The organism is Caballeronia udeis (genome assembly GCF_044909315.1).
Classification (GTDB): Bacteria; Pseudomonadota; Gammaproteobacteria; order Burkholderiales; family Burkholderiaceae; genus Caballeronia; species Caballeronia udeis_A.
This window is the reverse complement of the sequence record NZ_JBIYEB010000005.1, coordinates 367502-379972: the sequence shown is the minus strand read 5'-3', so window position 1 is coordinate 379972 and position 12471 is coordinate 367502. Positions and strand designations below refer to the sequence as shown.

11 protein-coding genes are annotated in these 12471 nt (G+C 59.7%); 4 read left to right on the top strand and 7 right to left on the bottom strand.

The window, feature by feature from the left end; translation table 11 throughout:
• Window positions 1–74: 74 nt before the first annotated feature.
• Both ABH944_RS11300 and ABH944_RS11295 read left to right on the top strand, forming a co-directional pair.
• Entirely contained in the window at window positions 75–1199 is a 1125-nt protein-coding gene (locus ABH944_RS11300) for a cupin domain-containing protein (protein ID WP_404613333.1), read from the top strand.
• A 217-nt stretch (window positions 1200–1416) separates the two neighbouring features.
• Entirely contained in the window at window positions 1417–2589 is a 1173-nt protein-coding gene (locus tag ABH944_RS11295; protein WP_404613335.1) for a porin, read from the top strand.
• Between the two features lie 554 nt (window positions 2590–3143).
• Here ABH944_RS11295 and ABH944_RS11290 read toward each other — a convergent pair.
• Window positions 3144–3329: a hypothetical protein gene (locus ABH944_RS11290; RefSeq protein ID WP_062093004.1), complete on the bottom strand. Its 186-nt coding sequence runs from the start codon at window positions 3327–3329 to the stop codon at window positions 3144–3146.
• Between the two features lie 365 nt (window positions 3330–3694).
• Here ABH944_RS11290 and ABH944_RS11285 point away from each other — a divergent pair, with 365 nt between their 5' ends.
• The gene (locus ABH944_RS11285) at window positions 3695–3913 is read left to right on the top strand and encodes a hypothetical protein (protein WP_404613337.1); all 219 of its coding nucleotides are present in this window, start codon (window positions 3695–3697) and stop codon (window positions 3911–3913) included.
• An 11-nt stretch (window positions 3914–3924) separates the two neighbouring features.
• On the opposite strand, the gene ABH944_RS11280 is transcribed toward ABH944_RS11285, so the two are convergent.
• Window positions 3925–6036: an acetate--CoA ligase family protein gene (locus ABH944_RS11280; RefSeq protein WP_404613339.1), complete on the bottom strand. Its 2112-nt coding sequence runs from the start codon at window positions 6034–6036 to the stop codon at window positions 3925–3927.
• Between the two features lie 17 nt (window positions 6037–6053).
• Window positions 6054–6836, bottom strand: coding sequence for an enoyl-CoA hydratase/isomerase family protein (locus ABH944_RS11275; protein WP_404613341.1), 783 nt, complete (start codon window positions 6834–6836; stop codon window positions 6054–6056).
• 247 nt (window positions 6837–7083) lie between these two features.
• Between ABH944_RS11275 and ABH944_RS11270 the strand changes: the two genes are divergently transcribed.
• A complete protein-coding gene (locus tag ABH944_RS11270) occupies window positions 7084–8418 on the top strand; it encodes an MFS transporter (protein WP_404613387.1) in 1335 nt (444 codons plus the stop codon).
• An 18-nt stretch (window positions 8419–8436) separates the two neighbouring features.
• Here ABH944_RS11270 and ABH944_RS11265 read toward each other — a convergent pair whose 3' ends face one another.
• From ABH944_RS11265 to ABH944_RS11250, 4 genes are all read right to left on the bottom strand, one after another.
• Window positions 8437–9228, bottom strand: a complete 792-nt coding sequence (locus tag ABH944_RS11265) for an IclR family transcriptional regulator (protein ID WP_404613343.1) — start codon at window positions 9226–9228, stop codon at window positions 8437–8439.
• Window positions 9229–9588: 360 nt separating this feature from the next.
• The gene (locus ABH944_RS11260) at window positions 9589–10503 is read right to left on the bottom strand and encodes an ABC transporter substrate-binding protein (protein WP_404613345.1); all 915 of its coding nucleotides are present in this window, start codon (window positions 10501–10503) and stop codon (window positions 9589–9591) included.
• Window positions 10504–10562: 59 nt separating this feature from the next.
• Window positions 10563–11063: a flavin reductase family protein gene (locus tag ABH944_RS11255; protein ID WP_404613347.1), complete on the bottom strand. Its 501-nt coding sequence runs from the start codon at window positions 11061–11063 to the stop codon at window positions 10563–10565.
• Window positions 11064–11132: 69 nt separating this feature from the next.
• The gene (locus ABH944_RS11250) at window positions 11133–12455 is read right to left on the bottom strand and encodes an LLM class flavin-dependent oxidoreductase (protein WP_404613349.1); all 1323 of its coding nucleotides are present in this window, start codon (window positions 12453–12455) and stop codon (window positions 11133–11135) included.
• Between the last annotated feature and the right edge of the window lie 16 nt (window positions 12456–12471).

Below are 12471 nucleotides of genomic sequence, written 5' to 3'. Positions count from 1 at the left end.
CCGCCGCTACGCTTTTCCCGCGAACCCTTCAGGAGCGCTCACGCCAATTAATCCCGCCGTCCAGGAAGAACGAGATGAACACCCACGCCCCCGCACCCGCCAATGCGACCGGTACGATTACCGGAATCCGGGCTTTCCACGTCCCCATGAGTTGCCGGGAACTGGTACCCACCATGCAGTTTTTTATCGATGCTCTCGGTTTCCGCATCGACGCGATCTATCCCGCCGACAACCCGGGCACCGCGATTATTTCCGGCCACGGCCTGACGATTCATTTGGGGATCGGCTTGCCGCACGGCATTGAAGAACTGCATCTGCTGTGCGATGACCCCGGGCAATTGCCGCACGGCGCGCGCTCGTTGACCGCTCCTAACGGCGTCGTCATCCGCCTCTCGCCCGCCGATCCGCCAATGAAGACGCCGGCGACCCGCCAGGAACTGGTGTTATCGCGCGCGGATGCCGCCGCGTCATGGAGCGTCGGGCGCGCTGGAATGCGGTATAGGGATCTCCTGCCGAACCGGCATGGCGGTGCGTTTATCGCTTCGCATATTCGTATCCTGGAAGGCGGCCCTGTCCCCGACTATGTGCACTTTCACAAAGTCCGGTTCCAGATGATCTTTTGCAGAAAAGGCTGGGTGCGGCTTGTGTACGAAGCGCAAGGCGACCCATTTATCCTGAACGCGGGCGACTGCGTGTTGCAGCCCCCCACGATTCGCCACCGCGTGCTGGAAAGCTCGGCAGGCGCCGAGGTGATCGAACTGGGAAGTCCGGCCGAACATATCACCATGGCCGATCACATGTTGTCATTGCCGAGTCCCGACTACAACCCCGGGCGTGAATTCGAAGGTCAGCGTTTTGTTCGGCACATTGCGGCGAACGCAACATGGCGACCATGGAAAACGGCGGGCTTTATAGCAAGCGACACCGGTATCGGAACTGCAACGAAAGGATTAGCGGGTGTTCGCGTGGTCCGTGCGGCGGGAGAAAGTCCCCCCACTCAGCGTGTTCACGATACCGAGTTCTGCTTCTTTTTCGTCCTGTCAGGAACACTCGAGGTTCATCAGGGCGACGACACCTACGCACTTTCCACCGACGACAGCATCACGCTTCCCGGCAACATGCCGTATTGCTTCGGCCATTGCAGCACCGACCTCGAGTTGCTTGAGGTGACCCTGCCGGCCGATTTCCCGCTTCAATGATCCTGAGACAAACCGCGACCGGATCGCCGTGACACGCGCGGGCGGTCGAGCCTTGTTTGATTCGCAAACCTGTCTTGTTTAATTGCGAACGCTGAAAGCCGGCAAATTCGATACTGTTGTCGCTATTGCGTTGCCGCATCCGGCTTGGGTAGCCACGGTGCCTTCTGCGCTAAATCAAATTGAATTTTATATAAATAGGTATACGAATCAATATCCCATGAAAACCAGACTTCTCTGCGCTACTCTCTTCGTCACGACCTCCGGTTTGGCACATGCACAAAGCAGTGTCACGCTTTACGGGCTTATTGATTATGGGATCAACTATCAAAGCAACAGTGGTGGTGGACGCGTCATCGCGGGATCGAGCGGCATCATGCAGGGTTCGCGCTGGGGCTTCAAAGGCGTCGAGGATCTGGGCGGCGGATTGTCCGCCATTTTTACCCTGGAGAACGGATTTGATCTTGGAAAAGGATCGTCGCTGCAAGGCGGTCTTGAATTCGGCCGCCAGGCATTCGTTGGCTTATCAAGTGCAAGTTACGGGACGCTCACGTTGGGCCGTCAATACGATTCCCTCGTCACGTTTGTCGAGACGAGAATGAACTCGGCTAACTACGGCGGCGGCACGACATCGCACCCAGGCGATCTGGACAACCTGAACAACAGCAAGCGCATCAACAATTCTGTCAAGATCGCGACCCCGACTTTTCGCGGTCTGACTCTCGGTGCGGTCTATGGACTCGGTGGCCAGGCAGGCGATTTTTCCCGCAATCAGATCTGGTCGGTCGGCGGCTCGTACGACGCCGGTCCGTTCTCCCTGGGTGCGGCGTACCTGAATGCCCGCAACCCTAACCAATCGTATTTCACCAGCACACCGACGGATGTGTCGGGTACTAGTCTTAACAACATGACGTCGAGCCCCATATACAGCGGATATGCGTCGGCGCATTCATATCAGGCCATCGCGGCTGCCGCAAAGTATGACGTGGGCAACGCGACCGTCGGTCTCGTGTACAGCAATGTCCAGTTCAAGAGTCTCGGCGATACATCGTCGGGAAGCGACCCCCTGCACCTGTCGGGCACGGCAAAATTCGATACCGGTGAAATCAACCTCACTTATCGATGGACACCGGCGCTCTTCACTGAGGCCGTTTATAGCTACACGCGAGGCTCGGGCACGGGTTCAATCGGGACCTCGCAATACAACAACGTCTCATTGTCACTGGATTACTTTCTCTCGAAGCGGACCGACGTGTACGTACTGGGCACGACGCAATTTGCCAGCGGGACCGATTCAACCGGGCAGGCCGCCCGCGCGACGATCAATGCGCTTACCGCCTCATCGACGAATCGTCAGTCATTCGCACAGGTCGGCATTCGACATAAGTTTTGAGTTTGCCGGGTTTGGTGCCGCACAAACTTTCGGGCCGCCGCTATTCGCTGGGATTTGAGTCGTCTCTGACAACTGCACGCCCCAGGGTGGTTTTATAGGTGCAACTGGCGGCTTACCGCCAATATGGGGATCTAAGGGTTTGCGCCCGCTTCGTGGTTGATGAATGGCACTATGTCACGGCTTGACAGACGTTGAGGCGGGCTGGGTTCTAGGTCAGCAATGTGACGGATCACACCGACGGTGGCTTAAGCCAACAAGGTGGTGGGACCTCCGTCGTCATGGTGTTTCGTGTCCGAGGTCCGCGTGGGAGTCCGTTGTTTTGCGAGGAGAGAAGTTGAGCACGCTTGGAGGGGAACCGGATACCTGGTACCTCATCGATCGTGAACAAGAAAACGGTCGTAATGCCCTCAGAAAGAATGCTCACGCTCACAACATTCCGGCGAGTTGAGGCGGAACGGTCGGTATCGGTGCAGCGCGGTTAAAGGCACTAAAAGCTAGTTCAAAGAGGCCCCTCGTTGGCGGGGGCCTTGAGCCACGAAATCACCGTGTTTCCGTTAGTACGTCACAGAAGCCCCACTGCCGGTAAAACTGTGCTGGGTAGGAGCGTCAGATGCATAGTCGCCAACGGCCTGGATGATGTTCACGATCTGCTGCGGCAACCTGCCGCCACTGACGGCGGTCATTGCAGTACGATCCATCTCGACGGCTACGGGAAGGTCTTTGATTACCAGTGTGTTCATTTCGATTCTCCAAGGATAAATTAGTCAGTCAGGAATGTCAGAGCTTGTTTTGAGGGTGTCGCCACTCCTCGATAAGGGTCAATGCAAAGTGCATGCCAAAACGGCGCCGCCGCGGTAAGCCATCACACAACTAGTTGAAAATATTGGATTTTTAATGCTGACCAGGGCGAATTGGCAGACAGACGTGCGCGCTGCGGCCGGTGGGTCGGATCCAACACTCCGTCTGGCGCTGTTGGTTAGATCGCGACACAGGCGGTCCGGCTACGTATCCTGTGTTTGTACTATGTCCTCGAGGTTTGGAGTCCGATCGAATCCCGATGACAAGGAGTCTGTCGCGGACAGGCTCGCTTTCCTGCTGGACTGCTATGGCCACCATGCTGCTGTGGCCTACGATGGCGATACTGCGCTCAGGCTCCTTCGCACCGGCGCTATTGAAATACGAAAACCTGCCCGACATAAAAGGCAGTGCTGTCCCACGGACGCTGAGGAAAACGCCGATTCACTCCGCGGCTTTCCTGGGCGGGATCTTCCGCCTCGCTCTCGGCATCGGCAAGATGGTCGAGAGGGGATGCTTTGTCGAGTGAGCAGAGCGTCGTCATTCATCGTGAGCCTCCGATGCAAGTACAGCAACGCCGTCAGCGGCCCGCACGCCTTGTCCAGCCGGCAGCACGAAGATCGGATTGATTTCTGCTTCGACCATACGCCCCCCAAGCCGCACCGCCATTCGCGCGAACGCGACGATCGCAGTGACGAGTGCATCAACATCAGCGCGCGGCCGTCCACGAAATCCGTCGAGCAGCGGCCAGGTTTTCAGTTCGTGGATCATTTCGAGCGCGTCTGCGCGCGACAGCGGCGCTTCGGTGGAGAGGAGACGCATCGTCGTATCCTTGAACAACTCCGCGGTGACGCCGCCCATGCCGAGGAGCAATACTGTGCCGAGTGGATCACGATGAAGGCCGAGAATCAGTTCCGTACCACCGGTCACCATTTCCTGCACGAGAAATGCATTCGCGGATATGCCAGTCGCCGTTTCGACGTCGTCGCGCATGCGGTTCAGGCGCGCCCCGATGCTGTCGGCAGTGACGCCCACCGCTACGCCGCCGACATCACTCTTGTGCGTGATCTCGTTCGACAGCAGCTTGAGCACGACCTTGTCACCCAGATCGCGAGCGGCGCTCTCCGCTGCATGTGCGCTCGTGACGACACGCTCACGCACCGCTGTCACGCCGAAGCGGGAAAAAAGCGCTTTCGCCTGCGCTTCGTTGAGTGATCCGACGGGTAGATCGCTCAGATCGACGTCTGATTCAAGGGACCTTTCGACCGAACTCACCGCGCGTCTAATGTATTCGCCGTGCTGCCACATCGCCGCGAGTGCGCTCGTCACACTTTCAGGCGACGCAAACGCCGGCACAGCCTGCTCGTTAAGCAAGCGCGTGATCTCTGGCGCGTGAGGGCTCACAAATGCCATCACGGGTTTGTCGCTGCCGGGCAGCGAATCGCGGATCGCGTCAGCCATCAGGTCAGGCATCGCGAGACCCGATGATCCAACGATAACCACGACCGCGTCATAAGCCGGACTTTCGAGCAGCGCGCCGATCGCGCCACGCAGAAGAGCGGGTTGCAGGCCCGCGAGCGTCACATCGATCGGGTTGCGATCGAGCACCGCATGGTCGCCTGTCTGGAGTGCGCGCAGCTTTGCAGCCGTCGCCTCGTCAGGAGGCGGGGTCTCGAAGTTCGCCATGCCGAGACTATCTGTGACGAGCGTGCCTGCGCCGCCAGTCGAGGTTAGAATCGCCACCCGTCGCCCGGAGAGCTTACGACGCGCAGCGAGGGCATGAGGAATGTCGAGCAAATCGGAAAACGTCTGTGCGCGAATGATGCCGACCTGGCTGAAAAGCGCGTCGTACACGCGGTCGGAGCCGGCCAGCGCGCCCGTATGCGAGACCGCCGAGCGTGCGCCGGATTCCGAGCGGCCGATCTTGAAGACGACGACCGGCTTACCTGCGGCCGCCGCCCGTAACGCCGCGCGGCGGAGCCGGTCCGGATGACGCAACCCCTCCATGTAGAGCGCGATGACGGAAGTCGAATCATCGTCAACCAGATAATCGACAAAGTCCGCCATGTCGAGATCTGCTTCATTGCTCGTCGACACCAGCTTTGACAAACCAATGCCGCGTGCTGCCGCCCGCGACAACAGCGAGCCAAGAATCCCGCCGCTTTGCGACACCACGCCGATTCCGCCGACTGTGAAAGTGTCGGTCTCCAGCGCCCCGCTTGCTGACAGCGTGATGCGGTCGGTGAGGTTGACGAGCCCGATCGTATTCGGGCCGAGCAGGCGCATGGACCCTGCTGCCTCGATCAATTGAGCCTGACGCTTCGCGCCTTCCTCGCCAATCTCCGCATAGCCACTCGCCAGCACGATTGCAGCGCTCGTCCCGCGGCTCGCCAGATCCCGCACCGCAAGGTGGGCGCGCTCGGCGCCGAGCAGCACGATCCCAACATCGGGCGCGTGCGGCAGCGACGCTACATCGGCATAGCAGCGCAGGCCATCGATCGAGTCGTAACGCGGGTTGACAGGGTAGATGTCGCCGTCGAAGCCGTGCTTCCTTAGGTAAGCCACCGGGCGGCCTGAAGTCTTGCCTGCGTCCGCCGATGCACCGACTACGGCGACGCTCGCCGGGCGCATCAATTTTGAAATTGCGTTCATGTCGATCTCCTTCGTGCTCAGTTGGTTTTGTTCAGGAATGCGAGCACCGAGTCGCGATGTTCACTGCTTGTGTAGCAGACGGCCTGTGCCTGGCTGCCTTGTGCGAACACCTGATGCGCTGACAGTTCGTAGCTCTGGTTGAGGATGCTCTTGCCGAGCGCAAGCGCCGTGGCCGAACCCTGGCTCAATTCGACGGCCCAGGCGTGGGCGTCGGCGATAAGCGAATCCGGCTCGCTCAGGCGATCCGCGAGGCCGATTTCCAGCGCTTCCTTCGCATCTACCTTGCGCCCGCTGAAAATCAGTTCCTTCGCCCGCGCGAGGCCGACCCGTCGTGGCAAAAAGTACATGCCGCCGCCGTCGGGAATCAGCCCGCGTTTGATATAGCTCCACGCGAAACTCGCTTCCTGCGACGCGAGGATAAAGTCGCAGGACAGCGCCATATCGGCACCGAGGCCCGCCGCTGCGCCGTTGACTGCGGCGATCGTCGGTTTGGGCATGGAGAAAAGCAGATTGACCGTGTAATGCACGAGTTGCTGACGGGACCAGCCATTGAACGCAACCTCGCCTGCGGGCGCTTCCATCCGTTGCGCCATACCGCTAACGTCGCCGCCAGCGCAGAATCCTCGGCCGTTGCCAGTCAACACCACGGCGCGTACGTCACGGTCGCGCGACACGGTCTCCAGCGCCGCGATCAGTTCGGCACGCATTTCGTTGGTGATGGCGTTACGCTTTTCAGGACGATTCAGCGCAATCGTGGCGACCCGCGAGTCGATAGTGACTTGAATGGTGGATGTGCTCATGCGTGTCTCGCTGGTTAAATTGGAGTCGACTGACAAGTCAATCTGCCAATGCAGCTTAGCCCCGCAGGCCGCTCAAGACACTCGGTCAATTCCACTCTGTGGAACGGAGCACGCTTCATCCGAGGGCTTGAGCAATTCCACTGGATGGAATTTGGAGATTGTCATCGAGCGGTCGGCGCCGATAATGGATTCCAACGCAGGACACTTGCCATGACGATCCTGCGGCCCATACAAGCCCGGAGACATGATGCACGCAGCCCCTTCAAATCCAATCGGCGTCAGCACGGTCGTGCAACCGCAGACAGAGGCCGTCTACCGGAAAGTCACTTGGCGGCTGCTGCCGTTCCTCTTCATTTGTTACGTCTTCGCTTATCTGGATCGCGCCAATATCGGCTTTGCGCACCTGCAGTTCTCGCGTGAAATCGGTCTTTCCGATGCGGCGTTCGGTCTGGGTGTCGGACTCTTCTATGTGGGCTACATGCTCTTCGAGGTGCCGAGCAACCTGTGGCTTGCGCGAGTCGGCGTGAGAAGGACGCTGATGCGCATCATGGCGCTATGGGGCGTCGTTTCGGCGGCCACCGCGTTCGTGCAGACGCCCATGCAGTTCTACATCGCGCGCGTGTTGCTTGGCGCAGCGGAAGCCGGATTCTTTCCGGGCGTGATCCTCTACTTCACCTACTGGTTTCCGGCCGCGCGCCGGGCGCGTGTCACGTCAATCTTCATGACGGCGATCTGCGTATCGGGCGTCATCAGTGGACCGCTGTCGGGATGGATTCTCAACAACATGTCGGGCTTTCTCGACTACAAGGGGTGGCAGTGGCTGTTCCTTCTCGAAGGTTTTCCGTCGGTGGTCGCCGGTGTCTTCGCGTATGTCTATCTGACGGACCGCCCCGAGCAGGCGACATGGCTTTCGGACGACGAAAAGGCCCTCTTGCTGGGGGAGCTTAGCCGCGACGCGCAAACGAAGGCCGCACGTGCTCATGGGTCGATCTGGGTCGCGTTGAAGGAGCCAAAGTTCTATTTCCTGACGTTTGCGTACTTCAGCGTGCCGTGGGCGAGCATCGTCGTGCATATCTGGGCTCCAAGCGTGATCCAGAAAAGCGGCGTATCGAACTACTGGCACATCGGGCTTCTGTCGGCGATTCCGTACGTGGTTGGCGCCATTGCGATGTATCTGCTCGGCCGGAACTCGGATCGTATGCTGGAGCGGCGCTGGCACTTCATGGCAAGCGCATTGATGGCCGCGCTGGGCGTCGCACTTCTGCCGGCGGCGGCGAATCATGCCAGCATCCTTGTGGCACTGCTTTGCGTCGCGACGGCCGGTTATCTGGGCATGCTGTCGCTGTTCTGGACGATCCCGCCCGCATACCTGTCCAGCACGGTCGCAGCAAGCGGCATCGGCCTCATTAGCAGCCTCGGCCAGTTTGGGGGTATCTCGGCGCCATCGGTGATCGGTTATGCATCGACGCACTTTGGCAGCAGCGCCACGGGTCTCTACGCGGTCGCCGTCGTGTCCATTCTCGGTGGCCTTGCAGTGGTGCTGGGTATCCCGGCGCGCGCGATCAGTGAACGCCGTGAATGAAAGAGACGCTTGCCGTTCTTAGCCTTCCAGGCGCACGCATTCAGCTGTGATTTCGTCGCGCAGACGCAGCAGGGGTGCTGCCAGTTCGCTCACAACGCTGTCTTTCGACGCCGTCGTGCGGACGCTGAAGTTGAGGACCAGCAAGCGATGTCCGGGAATGGCGAGCGGTGTCGCGAGTGCAATCACCTCTGGCTGCCAGCTTGCGACACAAAAGCCGTTTCGGTGCACATCATCCACGGCTTCAGTGATTTCTCGCGCGAGACGCTCCCAGCCGCTACGTCCGCGCCGTGCGAACGCGTCCATCAGATGGGTGAATTCGGCCTCCGGCTGCGTCGCGAGATACGCCCGGCCGAGCGACGTCAGTTCCATCGGTACGCGTTGTCCCGATACGATCGTACGCAATGAGGCACGTTGGTTGTAGCGAATGGACTCGAGGTAGACCATCTCCTCTCTGTCGGCGCCCGCGATTCCGACATTGATACGCATCCTCTGGGCCGTGTCCCGGATCAGTAGCCCGGCGGCCTTCAGTACGGTGGATCCGCTGCGCAGCGCCTGTGCGAGACTGAGGACGGGTAGTCCGAGCCTATACGCCCGGCGCGCCGAATCGTGCTCCAGATAGCCCGCTTCCACGAGCGTTCGCGTGAGGCGGCTCACTGTCGCCTTCGGCAAACCAGTGCGTTCCGCGAGATCTCCGTTGCCGAGAAGCGTCGCACCGGGACCGAACGCGCGCAGCAGTTCGAGCCCGCGTTCGAGCGATCGATTCGACGGGGTAGCGTTCGATTCCGGTTGTTGATTCTTGTGGTTCGCCATAGACAGTAGGTTTGCCGTGCATAACGTAACAAGGTCGATTATCGACGCAGCAGATGGTACCTCTCCTGGATTTCGTTTAGATACCCGTTTGCAACCAGTAAGGGGGAGGAAACCAAGCCGCTTTGATGGTGCGTCTGAGTCGCCGAGGCATTGGGCGAACTGCACCGCTAGGGAGTTGGTCGTAGCACGCGCAAGGCCGTATCTAACCCGGACAGGCACTTCCTGAAGGTTCGGGCGAGCGTCGCTGTGCACATGTCGAACGCTGTTTCGTTCAACGAACGTGAGATATTTGCCTTGCGACCGGCCGGTGTCAAGGGAGGAAACAGGGGACGCAGGCCGGCTCGCTGCCGGCCTGAGGCTTCACATCTGCGGATCGTTGATCGGGAAAGTGGGGCGTCCGTCCTTCGTGGGCAGACCCCACTTCTGCATCACACTTTGATAAAGCCCTTGCTTCTGCAACCTGATCAGGGCTTGCTGGAACGCATGAGCGAGCCGCTTGCCGTTGTCGTCGACGCCAAAGCCGATTCCGTATGACGAGAGGTTGTAGTAATACACCGCCTGGTATTTGTCTGGAAATTTCTTGATGTTGTAGTTCGCAGCGGGCGAGTCGATCCACACGACCTGGCTTGCTTCGTTGGTCAGCGACATCAGTGTCATGTTGGTGTCCGGATAGGTGGCGATCGAGATCGCTTTCTTACCGTCCTCCACGCATTTGTTGCTCACTTCATTGGCCCGTTGAAGCGGTGCCGTGCCGCGCGGCAGCGCGATCTGCATCCCACATAGATCGTCGAGCGACTTGAGCGTCGATTGCCGCTTAGGCGAGGCGACGATCGTCTGGCCGACGTTTAAGTAGTCGATGAACGTCACCTTGCCATGACGCGATGGAAAATCGCCAAGCGACAGCAGCACATCGAAGCGGTTAGCGGCGAGGCCTGGAATCAACGAATCGAACGATGCCTGCACGAACTTGATTTTCAGCCCCAGCACTTTAGCCGCAGCAGAGATCAGATCGGGCGCGAAACCCGCCACGTCGCCGTCTTCGTCGATGAACTTGACGGGCGCGATCTCCGGATTGACCGCAACCGTAATGGGTTGCTTCTGACGATAGAACTCCGGCACGAGCGCGGAAAGCGCGGGGTCGGCGGGGACCGCGTCGATATCCGGCGCGTCCTCGGCGAAAGCCGGTGACACGACGCACGGCGCAACGTTCAGACTGAGCGCGGCGGCGACGGTAAATCGCGCAATGATTCGGGTGAAACGGACGGGCGTGGTCATTGTGTGGGGTGATTCGAATGGGGGTTGACCGGGCTAAAGCGTACGCTCTGCTGTGACGCTCATCGCGTTTCCACCGCGGCGGCCGCGAAATGACGCTGATGCCACAACAGACAGTGGGCGGACGTATCGTCGTGCGTCGATGAATCGGTGATCTCGCCGATAAAGATCGTATGCGAATAGCCGTTGTGCGTCGCGATTACCTTGCAGTCGAGAGAGACGACACTGCCAGTCAGCAACGGCGCGCCACTCTTGCCAGCTGTCCATTGCGCCGGATCGAAACGGGACGGGCCTTTCTCGCTGGCAAAGCGTTGCGCGACGTTCTTCTGATCGGCGGACAGCAGATTGACGGCAAACACCTGCGCACGCAGGATCACGTCGTGTGCGCTCGCGCTTCGGTTCACGCAGACGAGCAACGTCGGCGGATCGGCTGACAGGCTGCACACCGATGTCGCGATCAGGCCGGACGGTGTGCCGTTTTCAGCGGTTGTGATAACGGTGACGCCGTTGGTGAAGCGCGCCATCGCGTTGCGGAAAAGTTCGTCGGTCGTGTCGGTGCTCATGTGATACGCCTCGCGTCAGGCGTGCGCCGCTCTGCGGCAAGCGGCGCACGATATTTTAGTCACCGGAATTTAGTCGCCAAAGTGCAGGGGCTGCAGTCCGAGATTGCCCCTCAGCGTGCTCGCCTCGTACTCGGTGCGGAACAGTCCGCGCTTGCGCAGCTCGGGAAGAATGTATTGCGTCAGGTCGTTGACACCTTGCGGCAACGTCGCCGGGCAGATATTGAAACCATCGGCGGCGCCGGCACGGAACCATCTTTCCATCTCGTCGACAATGTCCTCCGCGGTGCCGACGATCTGCCAGTTATTACCCGAGGCCACGCGCTTGTACATCTGGCGGATCGTCAGGTTTTCCCTGTGCGCCAGCGCGAGCAGATTCTCCGCGATACTGCGCACACGCTGATTGCCGACATCGGGCACCGGGCCGTCGAGATCGTATTCGGACAGATCGCCGAGCACGCCGTACAGAATGGCCAGTCCGCTAAGCGGATCGATCAGGTTTTGCAACTGATCGAACTTGTCCTGCGCTTCGCCGCGCGTCTTGCCAACATACAGCGTGACGCCGGGCATGATCAAAAGTTGATCTTGCGTGCGGCCATATTTCGCAAGGCGGCCTTTGAGATCGTCGTAGTAGGCCTTAGCGCCTTCCATGCTGCTTGCGTTGCTATAGACGACATCGGCATAACGTGCGGCAAGCTCGCGTCCTGCTTCGGCGGCGCCGGCTTGCACGATGATCGGACGGCCTTGCGGCGTGCGCGCGGAGTTCAGCGGGCCGCGCACCTTGAAGTGCTTGCCCTTGTGATTCGGCACGTGCAGCATGGCCTCGTCATAGAAGATACCGCTCGCCTTGTCACGGATAAACGCGTCGTCTTCCCAGCTATCCCACAGCTTCCTGACCACTTCGACGAACTCGTCCGCGCGCTCATAACGCTCTTCATAGCCGAGATGCTCGTCGCGGCTGAAATTCCACGCTTCTTGCTGGGACCACGACGTGACCACGTTCCAGCCCGCGCGACCACCGCTGATATGGTCGATCGACGCATACTTGCGTGCGATATGGAAAGGCTCGTTGTACGTCGTCGAAGCCGTCGCGACCAGGCCGATGTGCGACGTGCACGCACCGATCGCCGCCAGCAACGTCAGCGGTTCGAGTTCGGCATTCTTTGCGTCGCGGGCGAGCGATCCTTTGGGCGTGTCGTTTGCACGAATGCCGATTCCGTCGGCAAAGAAAATCATATCGAGCTTAGCTTCTTCAGCTTTCTTTGCAGTCCGAAGAAAATAATTGAAATCGATGGCGCCTGCTGCCGGCACATCCGGGTGCCGCCATGCGGCCATGTGATAACCCAGATAGCGCATCGACAGGCCAATTCTGATCTTTCCGTCTGTAGCAGTCATTTTTCAAATCCCGATC